Raw genomic sequence first — 19,363 nt, forward strand, 5'->3', positions numbered from 1 at the left:
ATCGTGCTCCGTGGTCCGCTGGGAGACGACGACGGGGCCGGGCAGTGCTGCCCGACCCCGTCCCGTCCCGACCGTCGACTACTCGGCGTCGGCCTTCTTGGTCGCGCGCTTGCGCGCGGGCTTCTTCTCCTCGGCCGGGGCATCCTCGGCAGCGGCGTCGGCGGGCGCCTCCTCGGCGGCCTTCTTGGCGGTGCGCTTGCGCGCAGGCTTCTTCTCCTCGGCCGGGGCCTCCTCGGCAGCGGCGTCGGCCTGGGCCTCGTCGGCGGCCTCGGCATCCGCGACCGCGGTGAACTCGGACAGGTCGACCGCGTTGCCCGCGGCATCCGCGACCTTCGCCTTGCCCAGGGCGATCGCGAGCGCCTTGTTGCGCGCGACCTCGCCGACCATGGCCGGGATCTGGCCGTTCTGGCTCAGGACCTGCACGAACTCGTTCGGGTCCATGCCGTACTGCGCGGCACCCTGCACGAGGTACTGCGTGAGCTCCTCCTGGCTGACCTGGACCTTCTCGGCCTCGGCGATGGCGTCGAGCACGATCTGGGTCTTGAAGGCCTTGGTGCTCGCCTCGGTGACCTCGGCGCGGTGCTCGTCGTCCTCGAGGCGCCCCTCGGACTCGAGGTGACGGTGCACCTCGTCCTCGATGACGCTGTCGGCGACGGGGATCTCGACGAGCTCGAGGAGCTTGTCGACGAGGAGGTCGCGGGCCTGGGTGCCCTGGCCGAACGACTTGTTCTTCGCGACCTGGTCCTTCAGGCTCTCGGTCAGCTCCTCGAGCGTGTCGAACTCGCTCGCGATCTGCGCGAAGTCGTCGTCGGCTTCGGGGAGCTCGCGCTCCTTGACCGCGGTGACGGTCACGGTGATCTCGGCGGTCTCGCCCTCGTGGTCGCCGCCGAGCAGCTTCGACGAGAACGTGGTGGTCTCGCCGGCGGTCAGCGAGTCGAGCGCGTCGTCGATGCCCTCGAGCAGCTCGCCGGAGCCGAGCTCGTAGGACACGCCGCTGGCGGTGTCGACCTCGGCCTCCTCGATCTTCGCGACGAGGTCGAGCGTCACGAAGTCGCCCGTCTTCGCCGGGCGGTCGACCGTGATCAGCGTGCCGAACCGGCTGCGGAGGCGCTCGAGCTCGGCGGTGACCTCGTCGTCAGCGACCTCGACCGAGTCCACGGTCACCTCGAGGCCCGCGTACTCGGGCAGCTCGATCTCGGGACGGACGTCGACCTCGATCGAGAGGAGGAGGTCGCCCGAGAAGTCCTTCTCGTTCGGCCATTCGACGATGTCGGCGGCCGGGCGGCCGAGCGGGCGCAGCTCGTGCTCGGTGACGGCGGCACGGTAGAAGCCGTCGAGGCCCTCGTTGACCGCGTGCTCGAGGACGGCGGCCTTGCCGACGCGCTGGTCGATGACGGGCGCGGGCACCTTGCCCTTGCGGAAGCCGGGCACGTTGATCTGCTCGGCGATGTGCTCGTAGGCGTGGGCGATGCTGGGCTTCAGCTCCTCGGGCGTCACCGAGATGGTGAGCTTGGCGCGCGTCGGGCTCAGCTTCTCAACCGAAGTGGTCGGCATGGGGAAGTTTCTCCTGTTTGGTGGAAGTACGTGGTCGAGCCTGGGCGACTCGTCGGGGCGACAGGATTCGAACCTGCGACCTCCCGCTCCCAAAGCGGGCGCTCTAGCCAAGCTGAGCTACGCCCCGAGTCGCCGGCTTGACTCGCCGGTCCTGCGCGTCGGCACGCCGAAGCAGGTCGAAACGCGGAATGGACCCGGGAAAGTCTACTGCACGAGACGTCGTCCGCCCGAAGCGGCCGGTCCGACCCGTCCGCGACCGCTGTGGAGAGCGGGTTCAGTGCTCGCACCTATGGTGCCCGGCTCCCTCGCGGTGCCAGAGTGTGCGCATGACCGACCCGTCGCGTCCCGCCGCGTCCGGCCTGCGTCGCTGGCCGACCGATCCCGCGCAGCTCACCGACACCACGTTGTGCCCCGCCTGCTTCTCACGGCTGTACCGCGCCGCCTGCGACGTGTGCGGGCTGCGGCTCGACGTGGCGGCCGCGAACGACCTGCTCGTCGCGGGCGCCCGGGTACGCGACGCGGAGGCGGACCGGCAGGCGATCATCACCCGGATGAGAGCCGTCCAAGCGTCTCCCGTCGACGTCGCCGTGTCGAATCGGGCAGCGGCCGCGACGGCGTCGTTCACCGGCGCCTCGGTCGCGCCGACGATCGGCCCCTCGTCGATCGGCGCCGCGGCCGGGTCGTACGTGAGCCCTTCAGTCGCTCCGGCGTCGCCGGCCGTGCCCGCGCCGGCCCCACTGCCGCCGCAGGAGCCGGCGCCCGTCGGGGTCGCCGACGACGTCGCGCCCGTCTCGACCCCGCGGCGGTCCGGCGTCCAGCTCCTGCTCCTCGTCCTCGGGGTCGTGCTGCTCTCGGTCGCAGCGATGGTCTTCCTCTTCTTCGCGTTCGTCGTCGCCGACCTCGAGATGCGCTCGATCATCACCGCCGGCGTGAGCGTGATCGTCCTCGCCCTCGCCTGGTTCCTTCGGGCCCGACGCCTCCCGGGCACCGCCGAGGGCGTGTCGGCCGTCGGCGCCGTCCTCCTCGTCCTCGACGCCTGGATCATCCAGGCGAACGGCCTGTTCGGCGCTGACGGCGTGGACGACGCGGCCTACTGGGGCGTCGCGCTGCTCGTCGTCGCGGCGATCCTCGCCGGGGCCGGAGTCGTCAGCCGCCTGCGCCTGCCGAGGCTCGCAGCGGCGGCGCTCGCACCCGCCGGCGTGTTCGTCGGCGCGTCCGCCCTCGCTCCCGACGACGAGATCGCCACGGGGCTGTGGCTCGGGGGGTCGACGATGGCCCTCGTCGGCGCGGCGTCCCGGTACATCCGGCCCGAGGTCGAGCGGACCATCGTGCGCACGTTCGGCTTCGCGGGCGGCGGCATCGCCCTCGCTTCGGCGGCATGGGCGCTTCCGTCCGTCGAGCGCGGGGCGTTCTGGTCCTTCCTCGCGGTCGCCGTCGTCTGGGCCGTCGTCCTCGTCGCCCTGCCCTCGTCCGCGGCAGGACCGAGCGGATGGCGCGTGCTGTCGTCCGTCGCGGTCGGTCTCAGTGTCCCGCTCGCGCTCGTGGTGGGGATCGCGCTCGAACGGGAGACGACGACGTCCGTGTGGCTCGCGCCCGGACTCGCGGCGCTCGTGGCCTGCGCCCTCGCGGCGCTCACGAGGATCGGCGCTGTGCGGCGCGATGCGCTCCCCGCACTCCTCACCTCCTCCGCCATCGCGGTCGTCACGACTCTTCCGGCGCTCATCGTCGCGCTGGACGGCCTCGGGCGGCTCACGTTCGACGCGACCGGTCTCTGGGACGAGAGCGCGACCGATCCGCGCGACCTGCCGGACGAGGCCTGGGGGGCGGTGCTCGCACTCGGCATCGCGACCCTCGCGCTCATCGCGGTCCTCGCGCTGATGAGCCGTCTGCCCCGCCTCGCTGCGTGGGCAGTGGCGACCGGGCTCGCGACCGCGCTCGCCGCCGCGGTCCTCATGCCGACCATGGCCGCCGCGGAGGTCGGCCTCCTCGTCGTCGCCGCGGCCGCCCTGTCGACTGCCGTGGTCCCGGCCGTGGGGCGCGTGACGGGCGCGATTCCAGCCCTCGCCGCCGGCGGTATTCCAGCGGCCGCGCTGGCCTGGCTCGTCGGCCACGCCGCGACGGGCCTCTGGTGGTGGGTCGTGCCCGCGGTTCTCACCCTGACGATCGCGGGGCGCGTCTTCGCGGATCGCGTCGCTCGAGCGGCGGCACCGACGGCTCGGGTCCTGCACGTGCTGGCCGCGTCGCTCGTGGCCCTGGCCGCGACGCTCGCGTTCCCGAGCTGGGCCGAGGCATCGGGAGCGCCGATCACGACGCCGTGGGCGGCACCCGCGTTCCTCGTCGCGGTGGTCGCGACGATCGCGCTGGGCGCCCTCGCCGCCGCTCGCCGTCTCCCGTCCAGGGACCGCCTGACGGCCGGTGCCGCGCTGTTCGCCGGCGCGCTGATCGGCACGACCTGGCTCGCCGTCACCTTCTTCACGCCGTGGACCTGGGCGCCCGCGGCCGCCCTCGCCACCGTCGGGCTCGTCTGGATCCGCTCGGGCCTGCGCCCCATGAGCGCGCTGTTCGCCGCAGGCACCCCTCTCGCCATGGTGTTCACGGGAGCGGGCATCAGTGCGGACCTCGACGGCGGGAACGTCGCGATCGGGATCGCCGCCGCGGTCTTCGCCGCCGCCGGCGCCGGCCTGCTCGCCGTTCCCGCCGACCCGCTCACCAGGCGGATCTGGGGCATCGCCACGGGAGCCCTCGCGCTGTTCGCGGCCCTCCTCGGAGTGTCGGGCATCGTCCCCTCCGAGGGGACCTGGATCGTCCTCCTCCTGCTGACGCCGGTGCCGGTGCTCATCGCCACGCTGTTCGGGGATCCGATCGCCGGCCGTTCGCCCGCGGTGCATGCGTCGTGGGGATCGTCCGTGCTCGGCGTCGGGACCGTCTGGGCATGGACGCGCGATCGCGGCATCGACGATGTCGAGCCGTACACGCTTCCGCTCGCGGCCGGTCTGCTGGTGTCGGCGGCACTCCTGATCTGGAGGCGCGCCGTCGCCGATTCGACCGCCATGGGACGGACGGCGCTGCTCGCAGCAGCGGCCGCGGTCGCCGTCCTGCCGAGCGTCGCCCTGGCGGGCGGATCCGAGCTGCGCACGCTCGTGCTCGTCACGACTGGCGCCGTGCTCGTGATCGCCGGCAGCTTCACGCCCGATCTGCTCCGCGGCGTACCCATCCGCATGCTCGTCGTCGCCACCGGATGGGTGGCCGCGACCGGCGCGGCACTCGTTCGGGGCTCAGCGCTCGCCACGGGCCGAGCGAGCGATCTCGCGGTGGAGTTCTGGCCCCTGATCGCCCTGGCGATCGGACTCGTGGCGACCGTGCTCTGGATTCGGGACCGCGTCGAGCCGACAGGGGCCGCCGAGGCGGCGCTCGCCGCGTCCGTCGCTGCAGCATCGCTGCCGACCGCGCTCGCGATCATCGCGGGCCGCGACGCCGACCTTCGGGCTGCGGTGCTCCTGATCGTGATCGGGGCGATCCACGTCGCCTCCACGGCGACCCGAGCACGTCCGTTCGGCGGGCCGGTGCTCGGCTGGACCAGCCTGGCCGTCGCCGTCATCGCGGGCGGGCTCGCGCTCGGGTCGGGCGCGGTCGATCCGTTCGACCTCGTGACCGTGCCGATCGGCGCGACACTCGTCGCAGCCGGCGCCGTCCGCCTCCGTCGTTCGCCGGCCCTCGGCAGCTGGATGGCGCTCGGCCCCGGTCTCGCGGTGCTGCTCGTCCCCGCGCTCCTCGCGGACTGGACCGATCCCGAACTCTGGCGACTCGTCGCCCTGGGTGCGGCCGCGGTCCTCGCCGTCGTCGCGGGCGCGACGCTGCGGCTGCAGGCGCCGCTCCTCCTCGGCGGTGCCGTCCTGCTCATCCACGCCGTCGCCCAGCTCTGGCCGTGGATCACGCAGCTGTACGAGGCGGTCTGGTGGTGGCTGTGGCTCGGCATCGCGGGCGCGCTGCTGATCGCGATCGCCGCCACGTACGAGCGTCAGATGCGCCTGGCCCGGGGCGTGTTCAGGAGCATCGCCGCGCTGCGCTGATCGATGCAGCCGGACATCACGGACGACGGACGAACCGCGGCGCGGCCGTGCACGGCCACGACCCCGACGCCGTGTACGATGATCGGGTGCCCGCGTGCGGGCGCTCGGGGATGTAGCTCAATGGTAGAGCCTCAGTCTTCCAAACTGATGGTGCGGGTTCGATTCCCGTCATCCCCTCCATGTGATGTCCCGGTACATCGTCGGACGGCTGAACGCGCGGGTTCAGCCGTTCGTCGTCTCGGGCGTCGATCCGATCGAGCCCACCCCGTATCCGGCCCGGGAGTCACGCCCCTGCGAGTCCCCGGGGAATCCCGCGGCGGCGAACGGCGTTGGCCCTACCGTGGCATCCGTAAGGGTACGAGTGGAAGGGGACCACATGACCGACTCGAAGACCGCATCGAAGTCCACGAAGGCGCCGATGAGCGGCGCCGACCCGGAGGTCGCCTCGGGCGTCTCCCAGTTCTTCACCCCGCTCGTCCACGAGCTCACGGTGCTCGCGATCAACGGCAAGCAGGCGCACTGGAACGTGCGCGGCCGCGATTTCCTCGAGGTGCACGAGTTCCTCGACACCGTCGTCGACCACGCGCAGGAGTGGGCCGACCTCGCGGCCGAGCGCGTCGTCGCGCTGGGGCTGCCGATCGACGCGCGCATGTCGACCATCGCCTCGAAGTCCGAGGCGGCGGATCCCGCGGCCGGATTCAAGCAGTCGGATGACACCATCGCCGACGTCGTCGCGCAGATCGACGTCGCCACCGCACGCGTGAACGCCGCGATCGAGGGGCTCGAGGAGCTCGACCCCGCGAGCCAGGACGTGGCGATCGCGATCCGCCAGGGGCTCGACAAGGACCGCTGGTTCCTCGCGGCGCATGTCAGCGTGGAGTAGGCAGGACGCCGCTCCCACCCGGACTCCCGGGTGCGGAACCCCGGGCCCGGGTGCAGAATGCCGGTATGGCGGCACCACCCGGGCCCGATCCGACTCCGCCGGAATCGGCCGACAGTCGGGATGACGGCGCGATGAGCGACGCGCAGAAGTCGCTCCGCGCGCAGATGCTCGCAACCGAGCACTGGAGCCTGCTCGCCTCGCGCAGCACCACGCAGAGCGAACTGCTCACCCGCATCGCCATCTACCTCACGCTCGTGTCCGCAGGCTTGGTCACCCTCAGTGTGCTCGGCAACGCGACCGGGTTCCGCGGCTGGTTCGGCGTCGCGGCGATCAGCGTGCTGGCGCTGCTCGCCCTCCTCGGCTTCATCACGCAGGCGCGGGTGCTCAACGGCATGACCGAGGACCTCGGCTTCGTCATCGCGATGAACCGGTTGCGCGGTGCGTACCTCGACCTCGACCCGGGGCTGGCCCCGTACCTGCTCAGCTCGGCGAACGACGACCGGCTCGGTGCGCACCGGACCTACTTCCCGTTCGGTCCGCGCCCGAGCCAGCCCTTCGCCAGCTCGATGACCGTGATCGCCTCGGTGGAGAGCGCCATGGTCGGGCTGCTCCTCGGCGCCGTCGCGACCTCGTTCGGCGCGTCGGCCGCCGTCGCGGTGGCCGTCGGCGTCGTCATCGCGGTCGGGTGGTTCGTGCTCTGGGCGCGGATCGGCTACCTGCGCTACCGCGAGGTCTTCAGCACCTACACGCCGCTTCGGCCGACCCCCTCCGAGTGACCGTCCCCGCGTGCCCGACGTCATGATCGGGACCGGGCCATCGAAGCCCGTGTCGCGATCTCGGATCCGCAGCCCCCGCGCGCGATGAGCGAAACTCCGCGGCGAAGGCCGCGGCATGACGAGCCCGGGTGCAGAATGCCGACATGGCGGATGCATCCGTGCCAGAGGCGTCTCGCGAGCGGGACGCGAACGCCCCCACGACGACCGGGTTGACGGACGCGCAGAAGTCGCTCCGGGCGCAGATGCTGGCCACCGAGCACTGGAGCCTGCTCGCATCGCGGAGCACGACGCAGAGCGAGGTCCTCACCCGCATCGCGATCTTCCTGACGCTCGTCTCGGCCGGCCTCGTGACGCTCGGCGTGCTGGGCAACGCCACGCAGTTCCGAGGATGGTTCGGCGTCGCCGCACTCGGCGTGCTGCTGCTGCTCGCGCTGCTCGGCCTCATCACCCAGAAGCGCGCGTTCAACGCGTCGCTCGACGACCTCATGTTCGTCGTGGCGATGAATCGCCTGCGTGGCGCGTACCTCGACCTCGACCCCGGCCTCGCGCCGTACTTCATCTCCTCGGCGGACGACGACGAGGCCGGCAGCCTCCGCACGTACTACGCGTTCGGTCCGCGTCCCGGTCAGATCCTGGCGAGCTCCGCGATGATCATCTCCGTGGTCGAGGGAGCGGTGCTCGGCCTGTTCACGGGCGGGGTGGTCCTCGGCCTCGGCGGCGCGATCTGGCTGGCGATCACGCTCGGTGCGATCGCCGGCGTCGGGTCCCTCGTCGTCTGGATGATGGTCGGCTACCGCGGGTACCTCGCGCTCTTCGAGCGCCACGAACCCCTGCGCACCACGAGCGACGCATGACTGGCACCGGCGCGCGACCCGGCGCTCGACCGACCTAACGTCGGAGCCAGGCGAGCACCGCGAGCACGCGGCGGTGATCGGTGCCGGAGTCCTCGAGGCCGAGCTTCTGGAAGATCGAGGTGACGTTCTTCTCGACCGCCCCGACGCCGATGAAGAGCTGCGCGGCGATGCCGGAGTTCGTGCGCCCCTCGGCCATGAGCTCGAGCACCTCGCGCTCGCGCGGGGTGAGCGAGGCGAGCGGGTCGCCGCGCCGCGCGAGCAGCTCCCGCACGACCTGCGGATCGAGCACGGTGCCGCCGTCGCGGATGCGGAGCACCGCGTCCTGCAGGTCGTCGAGCGAGGCCACGCGGTCCTTCAGGAGGTACCCCATCCCGCCGTCGGCCGACGACAGCAGCTCGTGCGCGTACGTGCCCTCGACGTACTGGCTGAGCAGCAGCACGCCGGTGCCGGGGCGGCGCCGTCGAAGTTCGATCGCCGCCCGAACGCCCTCGTCGCGGAAGGTCGGCGGCATGCGCACGTCGAGCACCGCGACATCCGGTGCGGCCCGCTCGACGTCGTCGAGGAGCGCCTCGGCGTCGCCGTACGCGCCGACCGTCTCGAACCCGGCCTCGTCGAAGAGGCGCACGAGTCCCTCGCGGAGGAGCATGGAGTCCTCGGCGAGGACCACGCGGATCTGGCGGACGGGCGGTGGGGTGTCGCTCACGCGCCCACCCTATCGACGGGCGTGAACGGGAAGTGGGCGCCGATGACGGTCGGCCCGCCGGCCGGGCTGTCGACGAGGAGCACGCCTCCGAGACCGCGCACGCGCTCGTCGAGGCCCGCCAGCCCGTGGCCGGGCAGTGCTGTGGCGCCGCCGTGGCCGTTGTCGGTCACCCAGAGGTCGAGCCAGAACCCCGTCGCACCGGTGTCGCGCTGGGCGACGCGCAGCCGGAGGGCGCTGGCGCCCGAGTGCTTGACCGCGTTCGTCAGGAGTTCGGCGGCGATGAAGTAGGCGTTCCGCTCGATGGCGGCCGGCAGAGCGGCATCCGCCGGGAGCATCCACTCGAGCTCGACCGGGACGGGGCTCCGACCGGCGAGCGATTCGAGGGCGCTGGCGAGTCCGCGGTCCTGCAGCAGCGGTGGCGCGAACCCGCGGGAGAGCGCGCGGAGCTCGTCGAGCGTGTCGCGCGCCTGGTCGCGCGCCTCGACGAGCAGCCCCTTCGCCGTGTCCGGGTCGGCGTCGAGCTTGCGCTCGATGGCCGCGAGGTCCATCTGCAGGCGCACGAGCCGCTGCTGCGGGCCGTCGTGGATGTCGCGTTCGAGCCGCCGCAGCGCGGCGTCCTCGGCCTGCACGGCGGCGCCGCGCGAGGCGGCGAGGTGCTGCACCTGCCGTTCGAGGGCCTCGGAGCGCCAGGCGCCGAGCATGCCGCGACCGATCGCGTCGTGCAGCAGCGTGAAGCCGGCCGTGACGAGCGGCAGCGTCAGCAGGAACAGCGCGCCGAGCACGAACTGCGCGATGGCGTCGAGCGTGAGCGGGTCGATGGCCACCGCCGCGGACCCGCCCGGCCAGGTCCGGTCGAGGAACCATTCGACCGGCCACACGTCGCGCGAGTCCTGCGGGAGGAAGATCGCCCAGATCCAGTACGTCACGCCGCCGAGCGCGATCGAGACCCAGACGACGGTCACGGTCCAGGTGAACAGCGAGACGATCGGCGCGACCACCATGCCGTGCAGCAGGTACAGCCAGTAGTGGCCGTCCACGAACGGGGCGAAGAACGCGCGCCACGGCCCTTCGCCGACCGGTGCCGAGGCGTCCCACTGCGGGCGACGGATGGCGGGCCGACCCGCCCAGCGGAGGCGGACGAGCTCGAACGTGCCGAACCCGCGTGCCGTGTAGAGCGCGGCGACGATGACCGCGAGCCCGACGACGACGACGAGCAGGCTGACGCCCGTCGAGAACAGGGTCACGAGCGTGGCGAACGCGACGATCGCGACCGGGAACCCGAGCAGCACGTACCCGAGTTCACGGGGCAGGCTCGCCCAGAGGCGGCCGTAGCCGCGACGTCGGGGCACGGCATCCGTCGTCGGCACCGTCGGGCCGGTCGCGGCGGGGTCGGTGATCGTGCTCATGGTCGTTCGTCTCCTCGGTCATCGTCGCACGCGACGGGGCGCTCGGGGCGCGGACGTCGGGCGGTTCGGCAGCTCATGTCTCGAGCCTCGCGCCCGCGGGGCGCCCGCCCCAGCCGAGGACCACCCGGATCGGGACGGGGGTTCGCCCCCGCCCCGACCAGTGCGGTCCGGTCGTGCGCGCATCGCACGCACCCGGGATCAGAGGGCGTCGTGCGTCGCTCGACCGCCGAGCAGCGTGAGCGCCACGGGCATCGCCCTGAGGGCGTCGACGGATGCCGCGAGCGGATCGTGCTCGACGACGGCGAGGTCGGCCATCATGCCCTCGCGCACCTCGGCGCCGACGCCGTCGGTCGAGGCGGCGAGCGCGGCGCGCGCATCGAGGGCCTGTTCGGGATGCCACGGCTCGCGCCCGGCGCGCGAGCGGCCGACGGCGGCGGCGATCGCGATCCACGGGTCGAGCGGCGCGACCGGCGCGTCGGACCCGAGCGCGAGCAGCGCGCCCGCGGCGGCGAGGTCGCGCAGCATGAACGCGCGATCGGTGCGCCCCTCCCAGTACACGTCGGCGACGTCGCGGTCGTCCATGGCGTGCTCGGGCTGCACGCTCGCGACGACGCCGAGCGCGGCGAACCGGTCCACGTCGTCTCGACGGAGCAGCTGCGCATGCTCGATCGAGGCGCGGCCGAGCCATCCGCCCGGTCGCACGGCCTCAAGGGCGTCGAGCGCCCGCTCGTTCGCGCGGTCGCCGATCGCGTGGACGGCGGGCGCGAGCCCGATCCGGTGGGCATGCCGCAGGTGCGGGACGAGCTCCTCGTACGGCACGTTGACGAGCCCGTGCGGGTGCTCGTCGGGGCCGAGCCCGGGGTACGGGTCGACGCACCAGGCCGTGCGCGTGTTGAGCGAGCCGTCGGTGATCACCTTGTACGGGCCGACGCGGACGAGCCCGCCGGTGCCCGCGACCTCGTCTCCGGTCCGGAGGCCCTCGGCCTCGGCCCGGTCGAGGTCGCGCGTGTAGACACCGAATCGCACGCGGAGTGCATCGGCGCCACCGGCCGCACGGCGCGCCCAGTCGTCGCGGTTCCACCGCATCTCGAGGTCGACGACTCCGACCACGCCGCGTGCCGCAGCGGCGCGCGACGCCGCGTCGACCCAGGCGTCGAGCACGTCGTCGGCGAGGTCGTCGAGTTCGCGCACGAGGCCGAAGCAGTCGTCCTCGCGGAGCACGCCGCTCTCCCCTGCCGCCTCGGCGAGACCGTGCCGCCGCGCCGCGGCGCGGTTCACCCAGCAGGCGTGCAGGTCGGCCGAGACGAGCACCACCGGGATGTCGCCCGAGACGGCGTCGAGCGCGTCGATCGTCGGCGCGTCGGGCCAGAGTCCGTCGCGGTAGCCGAAGCCGACGACCTCGTCGGCGCCGCCGGAGACGGATGCCGCGACGAGCGCGACCGCCGCGGCCGCCGACCCGGCGTCGCCGAGGTCGAGCCGCCGCGACACCATCGCCCACTGCGAGAGGTGCACGTGGCGGTCCCACAGGCCGGGCACGACCCAGCGGCCGGCCAGCTCGATGCGGCGGGCGCCCGTCGCGGGCGGGATGCTGCCGGCGGGCGCGACCGTCCGCACGAACCCGTCGTCCAGATGCAGGTCGACCGGCAGGGGCTCACCGGGGAGTCGTCCGCCGGCGAGCACGAGGGGCTCGGGGACCGAGCCTCGCGGCGCGGCGACCGCCCGGCTCACCGGCGCTCCCCCGCATGCCCTCGGCGCTCGGCGCGCGCGGCCCGGAGCACCTCGTGCGTGCGACGCATCTCCGCGGCGAGCGCGGGGCTCGCGTAGGGCCCGTCGCCGTCGAGTTCGGCGATGATGCGGTCGACGGTCTCTGCGGGCCGGTTCTGGCTCATCTTGTTCTTGGCGACGAACCGCGTGATCGGGATGCGGAGGCCGACGGTGCCTGCGGCGATCCGCTCGGCGTAGGCGGCGTTCTCAGGGCTCGAGCGAATGGCGCGCGGTTCGGGCATGCGCTCCTCGAAGTGGTCGACGAGCGCGTCGAGGACGCGGAGGTTCTCGTCGGGCTCGAGCAGCTCGTGGCGGCCGAGCTCGTGGACGACCTCGTCGGGGCGGCCCACGTGCGTGAGGAGCACGATGCCGTCGGCCGTCTCGTCGAGGAGCACCGGGTAGTGCGATGCCACGAGCCCCGAGGCATCCGTCATGCTCACGATGCTCGCCCACGGGTGCTCGCGGACGAGGCGCTTGACGGCGTCCTCCTTCGCCATGGTGAAGCTGGGGTTCTGTCTCATCCGGATCGCGCTCCTACGCCTGGCAGTTCGGGCACCAGTACAGCTTCCGGGCGCCCATCTCCTCGAGCAGGATGTTCGTGCCGCACACCCGGCACGGCAGGCCCTCGCGCTTGTACACCCAGTGGCGGTCGTCGCGGTTCGCCATCGCCGCACGCCACGCCGCGCCCTCGAGGCCGTCCATGGTCATCATCTGCCCGGTCTCGACGCCGATACGCAGGAGCCTCGACCAGTCGTGCCAGAGCTCACGGACGGTCTCCTCGGGCACGAGCCGTCCCGGCGTGTGCGGGTTCAGGCGCGCGCGGAAGAGCAGCTCGGCGCGGTAGACGTTGCCGATGCCCGAGACGACGTTCTGGTCCATGAGGAGCAGGCCGATGGGCGTGGGCTTGCGGCGGACGACGCTCGTGAAGCGTTCCTCGGCGTCGGCACCGGGGTCGAGCAGCGGGTCGGGGCCCAGCTTCCCGACGATCCGCTCGACCTGCGCGGGGTCGAGCACCTCGCACGCGGTGGGCCCGCGGAGGTCGGCGACGACGGTGTCGGTGAGCAGCCGCACCCGCACCTGCCCGATCGGCTCGGGCGGGAAGGCCTCGAGCGCCGCCCCCTCCTTCTCGGACTCCGACATGCGCAACCGGGTGCGTCGGGGCGCGCCGATCGAGGCGACCGAGTTCTCGCCCGCGGTGTCGAGCACCACCGCGTCGGGGTTCGGGCCGTCGAGGAACGTGCCCCTCTGGTTCGTCTGGCCCATGCGTCCGTTCGAGGACGCGATCGTCGCGTCCATCCGGATGTCGCCCGCGAAGTCCCACGCGCCGTACATGCCGAGGTGGACCCTGAGCCAGCGGTCGCCGTCGAAGCCGAGGAACATCTGCTTGCCGACGGCGCGCGCGTCGACCATCCGCCGCCCGTCGAGGTCGGCCGCGCCCTCGGCGAAGCGGCCCTGCGGGCTCGAGGCGCGCACGAGCCGGCCGACGAAGTTGCGCTCGAACTGCCTGGTGATGCGGTGGACGGAGTGGCCCTCGGGCACCGGCTACTCCGCGGCGGCGTGGACGACGCGACCGGTCGAGCCGTCGACGTCGACGCCCTTGCCGACGATGTCGCCGGTCGTCTCGTACTCGGCGAGCTGGCCGATGCGGCGCACGTGACGCTCGTCGCCGGAGAAGGGCTCGGCGATGAAGGCGTCGATGTAGCGGATCGCCTCCTCCACGGTGTGCTGGCGCGCGCCGATCGAGATGACGTTCGCGTCGTTGTGCTGGCGCGCGAGGATCGCGGTGTCCATGCTCCACACGAGGGCCGCGCGGATGCCCGCCACCTTGTTGGCGGCGATCTGCTCGCCGTTGCCCGAGCCGCCGAAGACCACGCCGAGCGTCTTCACGCCCGTGGCCTGGTCGCGCGCCACGGCGAGCGCGGCGTTGATGCAGAAGGCCGGGTAGTCGTCGAGCGCGTCGTACTCGACGGGACCGTGGTCGACGACCTCGTGCCCGCCGTTGACGAGGTGCGCCTGGAGCGTCCGGCTGAACTCGAGGCCGGCGTGGTCGGTCGCGATGTGGATGCGCATGGGGCAAGTCTATGGAGCGGCGGCCCCCTGCCGTGGCGCAGGTCGCACGACTAGGCTGATCGGGTTGTCCCGCGCCACGAACGCCGGGGCGACGCATCCGTTCGACGCAGATGGAGACCTGAGTGCCTGGAGAGAACCTCACCCGCATCGAGGCCGAGGAGCGCGCCGCGCTCGTCACGGTGCACGACTACGACGTCCGGCTGGACGTGACGACCGGGCCGGAGGTGTTCCGCTCCGAGACGACCGTGCGGTTCGCCGCCCGGAAGGGTGCGTCGACGTTCATCGACGCGATCACCGCGACCGTGCACTCGGTCACGCTCAACGGCCAGGACCTCGACCCCGCCGAGGTCAGCGACGGCGTCCGCATCCAGCTCGCCGACCTCGAGGACGAGAACGAGCTGACCGTCGTGGCCGACGGCCGCTACATGCACACGGGCGAGGGCCTGCACCGCTTCGTCGACCCGGTCGACGACGAGGTCTACCTGTACACCCAGTTCGAGGTGCCCGACTCGCGCCGCATGTACGCGGTGTTCGAGCAGCCCGACCTGAAGGCGGCGTTCCGGTTCACGGTGACGGCGCCCGCACACTGGCAGGTCGTGTCGAACTCGCCGACGCCCGAGCCCGTCGACGCGCATGAGGGTGCGAAGACCTGGGCCTTCGAGCCGACGCCGCGGATCTCCAGCTACATCACGGCGCTCGTCGCCGGCCCCTACGACGTGGTGCGCGACGAACTCACGAGCGCCGACGGCCGCGTGATCCCGCTCGGCGTGTTCGCCCGCAGGAGCCTGTCGGAGTACTTGGACGCCGACTACGTGTTCGAGAAGACCAAGCAGGGCTTCGAGTACTTCGAGGCGAAGTTCGGCGTGCCCTACCCGTTCGCGAAGTACGACCAGCTCTTCGTGCCCGAGTACAACGCCGGCGCGATGGAGAACGCGGGCGCGGTCACGTTCACCGAGGTGTACGTGTTCCGCTCGAAGGTGACGGACGCGATCCGCGAGCGCCGGGTCGTCACGATCCTGCACGAGCTCGCGCACATGTGGTTCGGCGACCTCGTGACCATGAAGTGGTGGAACGACCTGTGGCTGAACGAGTCGTTCGCCGAGTGGGCGTCGACGATCGCGACCGCGGAGGCGACCGAGTGGGAGGGCGCCTGGACGACCTTCAACGCCATGGAGAAGAGCTGGGCGTACCGGCAGGACCAGCTGCCCTCGACGCACCCGATCGTCGCCGAGATCCGCGACCTCGAGGACGTGCTCGTGAACTTCGACGGCATCACCTACGCCAAGGGCGGGTCGGTGCTGAAGCAGCTGGTCGCCTGGGTCGGCGTCGACGAGTTCTTCGCCGGAGTCTCCGCGTACTTCCAGAAGCACGCGTGGGGCAACACGACCCTCGCCGACCTGCTCGCCGAGCTCGAGGTCGCGAGCGGCCGCGACCTGTCGGACTGGGGGAAGCTCTGGCTCGAGACCGCCGGCGTGAACACGCTGCGGCCCGAGATCGAGACCGACCACGACGGCCGGATCACCTCGTTCGCCGTGCTCCAGTCGGCGATCGAGGCCTACCCGACCCTGCGCCCGCACCGTCTCGCGATCGGCTTCTACAACCTCACCGGCGGCAAGCTCGTGCGCGAGCACCGCGTGGAGCTCGACGTCGACGGCGAGCGCACCGAGGTCGCGGAGCTCGTCGGCATCGCGCGTCCCGACCTCGTGCTGCTGAACGACGACGACCTGGCGTACGCCAAGATCCGCCTCGACGGCGCTTCGCACGGCGTGGCCCTGGCGAACCTGTCGGAGATCGAGGACCCGTTGGCGCGGGCGCTCGTGTGGAGCTCGGTGTGGGATGCCACGCGCGACGCCGAGACCCGTGCGAGCGACTACCTCGCGCTCGTGCTCGGCAACATCGCGAGCGAGACCGAGTCGACGACGCTGCGCATCGTCCTCGCGAACGCGATCCTGGCCGCGAGCGCGTACACCGAGCCCGCACGTCGGACCGACGCGCTGCGCCGCCTCGCCGACGGATTCTGGGAGCTCGCGAACGAGGCCGAGGCCGGCAGCGACGCCCAGTTCCAGTTCGTCAAGTCGTTCGCCGCGATCGCCGAGCACGGCTCGAACCTCGGCGCGCTCGAGGACCTCTACGCGGGGACGGCGTCGCTCGACGGCCTCGCCGTCGACACCGACCTCGGCTGGGAACTGCTCATCGCGCTCGCCGCGGCCGGCCGGGCCGGCGACGCCGAGATCGACGCGCGCCTCGCCGAGGACGACACGGTCACCGGCCGCGAGGCCGCCTCGAAGGCGCGTGCGGCGATCCCCACGGCGGAGGCCAAGGAGCGCGCGTGGTCGTCGCTCATCGATTCCGACACGGCGACGAACTCCGTCGTGCGCGACACCGCGATCGGCTTCGTGCGATCGGCCGACCTCGCCCTGCTGGAGGGCTTCGTCGACCGGTACTTCGCCATGATCGGGCGGGTCTGGGCCGAGCGCAGCTACGCGATCGCCGAGAAGCTCGTCGACGGCCTCTACCCGTCGACCCTGGCGAACGGCGCGCTGGCCGACGCCTCGCGCGCTTGGCTCGACGCGAACCCGGAGGCGCCCGCCGCGCTCCGGCGACTCGTCGTCGAGAACCTCGCGGGGGTCGACCGCGCCCTGGCCGCGCAGGCGCGCGACGCGCAGGACGCCTGATGTCGGGTCGCCCCGACCTGACGCGGGCGGAGGCCGAGGAGCGCGCATCGCTCCTCGGCTCCCCCGCGTACGAGGTCACGCTCGACCTCACGGGCGACGACGGCCGGTTCCGGTCGGACACGCTCGTGCGCTTCACGGCGACGCCCGGTGCGTCGACGTTCATCGAGGCCACCACCGCGGAGCTCCACGAGGTCGTCCTGAACGGTCGGCCGCTCGACGTCGCGTCCGTCTCCGACGGCTATCGCATCCGCCTCGCCGACCTCGAGGCCGAGAACGAGCTGCTGGTCGTCTCGACGCGCGAGTACACGAACACCGGCGAGGGGCTGCACCGCTTCGTCGACCCCGTCGACGGCGAGGCGTACCTCTACACCGAGTTCGCGGTCGCCGAGGCGAACCGCGTGTACGCCGTGTTCGACCAGCCCGACCTCAAGGCGTCGGTCCGCTTCACGATCACGGCGCCCGACCACTGGAGCGTGCTGAGCAACGCGCCTTCGCCCGAGCCGCACCCCGCCGCATCCGGCATCGCGGTCTGGGCGTTCGAGACCGGCCCCGTCATCTCGAGCTACATCGTCGCGATCATCGCCGGCCCGTACGCGTCGTGGCGGTCGTCGGCGACGAGCCGTGACGGGCGGGAGGTGCCGCTCGGCCTGTTCACGCGCGCGTCGCTCTCGCAGTACGCCGAGCCCGACGTCATGTTCGAACTCGTGCAGCGCGGACTCGCGTTCTACGAGGACGCCTTCGGCGTGCCCTACCCGTACGGCAAGTACGACCAGGTCTTCGTGCCCGAGTACAACTGGGGCGCGATGGAGAACGTCGGCGCGGTGACCTTCAACGAGGGCTACCTGTTCCGCTCGCGGGTGTCCGACGCGCGGCGCGAGCAGCGCGCCATCGTCGTGCTCCACGAGCTCAGCCACATGTGGTTCGGCAACTCGGTCACGATGCGCTGGTGGAACGACCTGTGGCTGAACGAGTCCTTCGCCACGTGGGCGTCGACGCTCGCGACCTCGCAGGTCACCGAGTTCACCGACGTCTGGGCGACCTTCGCGAGCGACGAGAAGACGCACGCCGCCGAACAGGACCAGCTGCCCTCGACGCACCCGATCGTCGCGGAGATCCGCGACCTCGGCGACGTCGAGGTGAACTTCGACGCGATCACGTACGACAAGGGCGCCTCGGTGCTCAAGCAGCTCGTCGCATGGGTGGGGCTCGAGGCCTTCCAGCGCGGCGTCGGCGCCTACCTCACCCGCAATGCGGGCGGCAACGCGACCCTCGCCGACCTGCTCGTCGAACTGGAACGCGCAAGCGGTCGCGACCTGGCGGGATGGTCGGCGACGTGGCTCGAGACGGCGGGCGTGAACACCCTGCGGCTCGAGGTCGAGACGGATGCCGCGGGGCTCGTGACCTCGGCGCGGGTCGTGCAGACTGCGGCCGCGTCGCAGCCGACGATCCGCCCGCACCGCGTCGCGATCGGGTCCTACGACGACGTCGACGGATCGCTCGAGCGCGTGCACCGGGTCGAGCTCGACGTCGACGGCGCCTCGACCGACGTGCCGGAGCTCGTCGGCCGGCCGCGCCCCGCCCTGCTGCTCGTGAACGACGACGACCTCACCTACGCGAAGGTGCGCCTCGACGGGCCGTCGTTCGCGGTCGCCCGCGACCGGCTGTCCGACCTCGTCGACCCGGTGGCCCGGGCGGTCGTCATGGGGTCGGCGTGGGACGGCGTCCGCGATGCGGAGATCCCCGCCGCCGACTTCGTGCGACTCGTCGTGGCGAACGTCGGGCACGAGACGCAGTCCGCCGCCCGCGGTCTGGCGCTCTCCCGGCTCGAGTTCGCGGTCTCCCGTTACCTCGCGGACCACCACCGCGACGTGCTCGCGGAGGAGGCCGCGGATGCGATCTGGGCGCTCGCCGAACTCGCGCCGGCGGGATCGGACGCCCAACTGCAGTTCGTGAAGGCGTTCACGCGACTCGCATGCGTGGCCGCCCACGCCGACGTCCTCGAGTCCCTCGCGACGGGCGAGACGAGCCTGCCGGGCCTCGTCATCGACCTCGACCTGCGCTGGGAGATCGCGGTCGCCCGGGCGGCGCTCGGCGCCGCCTCCGACGACGAGATCGACACGGCGCTCGCGGCCGACGACACGGCGAAGGGGCGCCAGCTCGCCGAGACCGCGCGCGCGGCGCGACCCGACCAGGCCGTGAAGGATGCCGCGTGGCGGCGCGTCGCGACCGACACGACGCTCTCGAACGACCTGGCGCGAGCGATCGCCGACGGCTGGCAGCGGACGACGGATGCCTCGCTCCTCGCGGGCAGCGCCCGGGAGTACCTCGACCTGCTCGACCGGGTGTGGGCCGAGCGCAGCTTCACGATGGCCGCGCTCATCGTGCGGAGGCTGTTCCCGGCACCGGTCGTCGACGCCGAGCTCGCCGCGATGGTCGGCGCGTGGCTGGAGTCGCACGCCGAACCCGCTCCGCTGCACCGACTCGTCGCGGAGCAGCTGAGCGAGCTCGAACGCGCCCTCGCGGCCCGCGGGCGCGACGCCTCGACCGCGGACTGACGGCGAGCCCGACCGCGTCGCGCACGGCCCGCCGCGCGCCCCTCCCGGGCGCC

Annotated in this window: 13 protein-coding genes and 2 tRNA genes; 7 read left to right on the top strand and 8 right to left on the bottom strand. The window is 72.5% G+C overall.

All coding sequences use genetic code 11. The features are described from left to right. Nucleotides 1-78: 78 nt before the first annotated feature. Nucleotides 79-1,554 carry a trigger factor gene (gene tig, locus ABME02_RS05480; protein WP_353814254.1) on the bottom strand — a complete coding sequence of 492 codons (1,476 nt, stop codon included), beginning with the start codon at nt 1,552-1,554 and terminating at the stop codon, nt 79-81. Between the two features lie 52 nt (nt 1,555-1,606). Next, nucleotides 1,607-1,681 (bottom strand) — tRNA-Pro (locus tag ABME02_RS05485). A gap of 199 nt (nt 1,682-1,880) precedes the next feature. Between ABME02_RS05485 and ABME02_RS05490 the strand changes: the two genes are divergently transcribed. The 5 genes from ABME02_RS05490 to ABME02_RS05510 all read left to right on the top strand — a co-directional run bounded on the left by ABME02_RS05490 (nt 1,881) and on the right by ABME02_RS05510 (nt 8,137). Further along, nucleotides 1,881-5,624 (top strand): SCO7613 C-terminal domain-containing membrane protein, encoded by a 3,744-nt coding sequence (locus ABME02_RS05490; protein WP_353814255.1) that lies wholly within the window; start codon nt 1,881-1,883, stop codon nt 5,622-5,624. Between the two features lie 106 nt (nt 5,625-5,730). Beyond that, a tRNA-Gly gene (locus tag ABME02_RS05495) sits at nt 5,731-5,804 on the top strand. A 196-nt stretch (nt 5,805-6,000) separates the two neighbouring features. Beyond that, nucleotides 6,001-6,507 carry a Dps family protein gene (locus tag ABME02_RS05500; RefSeq protein ID WP_353814256.1) on the top strand — a complete coding sequence of 169 codons (507 nt, stop codon included), beginning with the start codon at nt 6,001-6,003 and terminating at the stop codon, nt 6,505-6,507. Nucleotides 6,508-6,638: 131 nt separating this feature from the next. Further along, nucleotides 6,639-7,283: a hypothetical protein gene (locus ABME02_RS05505; RefSeq protein ID WP_353814257.1), complete on the top strand. Its 645-nt coding sequence runs from the start codon at nt 6,639-6,641 to the stop codon at nt 7,281-7,283. Between the two features lie 143 nt (nt 7,284-7,426). Then, nucleotides 7,427-8,137 carry a hypothetical protein gene (locus ABME02_RS05510; protein ID WP_353814258.1) on the top strand — a complete coding sequence of 237 codons (711 nt, stop codon included), beginning with the start codon at nt 7,427-7,429 and terminating at the stop codon, nt 8,135-8,137. A 34-nt stretch (nt 8,138-8,171) separates the two neighbouring features. Here the strand turns inward: ABME02_RS05510 and ABME02_RS05515 are convergent, their stop codons facing one another. From ABME02_RS05515 to ABME02_RS05540, 6 genes are all read right to left on the bottom strand, one after another. Continuing rightward, nucleotides 8,172-8,840 (bottom strand): response regulator transcription factor, encoded by a 669-nt coding sequence (locus tag ABME02_RS05515; RefSeq protein WP_353814259.1) that lies wholly within the window; start codon nt 8,838-8,840, stop codon nt 8,172-8,174. Beyond that, entirely contained in the window at nt 8,837-10,246 is a 1,410-nt protein-coding gene (locus ABME02_RS05520; protein ID WP_353814260.1) for a sensor histidine kinase, read from the bottom strand. The genes ABME02_RS05515 and ABME02_RS05520 overlap by 4 nt, the downstream gene beginning before the upstream one ends. Nucleotides 10,247-10,444: 198 nt before the next feature. Beyond that, complete coding sequence (locus tag ABME02_RS05525) at nt 10,445-11,974, bottom strand: amidohydrolase (RefSeq protein ID WP_353814261.1); 1,530 nt, start codon at nt 11,972-11,974, stop codon at nt 10,445-10,447. Continuing rightward, entirely contained in the window at nt 11,971-12,531 is a 561-nt protein-coding gene (locus ABME02_RS05530) for an FMN-binding negative transcriptional regulator (protein ID WP_353814262.1), read from the bottom strand. The genes ABME02_RS05525 and ABME02_RS05530 overlap by 4 nt, the downstream gene beginning before the upstream one ends. Before the next feature lie 13 nt (nt 12,532-12,544). Continuing rightward, complete coding sequence (locus tag ABME02_RS05535; protein WP_353814263.1) at nt 12,545-13,549, bottom strand: Fpg/Nei family DNA glycosylase; 1,005 nt, start codon at nt 13,547-13,549, stop codon at nt 12,545-12,547. A 3-nt stretch (nt 13,550-13,552) separates the two neighbouring features. Further along, nucleotides 13,553-14,080: a ribose-5-phosphate isomerase gene (locus tag ABME02_RS05540; protein WP_353814264.1), complete on the bottom strand. Its 528-nt coding sequence runs from the start codon at nt 14,078-14,080 to the stop codon at nt 13,553-13,555. A gap of 122 nt (nt 14,081-14,202) precedes the next feature. On the opposite strand from ABME02_RS05540, the gene pepN (ABME02_RS05545) reads away from it, so the two are divergent. Both pepN (ABME02_RS05545) and pepN (ABME02_RS05550) read left to right on the top strand, forming a co-directional pair. Continuing rightward, the gene (pepN, locus tag ABME02_RS05545; RefSeq protein ID WP_353814265.1) at nt 14,203-16,755 is read left to right on the top strand and encodes an aminopeptidase N; all 2,553 of its coding nucleotides are present in this window, start codon (nt 14,203-14,205) and stop codon (nt 16,753-16,755) included. After that, complete coding sequence (gene pepN / locus ABME02_RS05550; protein WP_353814266.1) at nt 16,755-19,310, top strand: aminopeptidase N; 2,556 nt, start codon at nt 16,755-16,757, stop codon at nt 19,308-19,310. The genes pepN (ABME02_RS05545) and pepN (ABME02_RS05550) overlap by 1 nt, the downstream gene beginning before the upstream one ends. Nucleotides 19,311-19,363: the final 53 nt, after the last annotated feature.

Origin of the sequence: Agromyces zhanjiangensis (assembly GCF_040496055.1) — a bacterium.
In the GTDB taxonomy this organism is placed as follows: domain Bacteria; phylum Actinomycetota; class Actinomycetes; order Actinomycetales; family Microbacteriaceae; genus Agromyces; species Agromyces zhanjiangensis.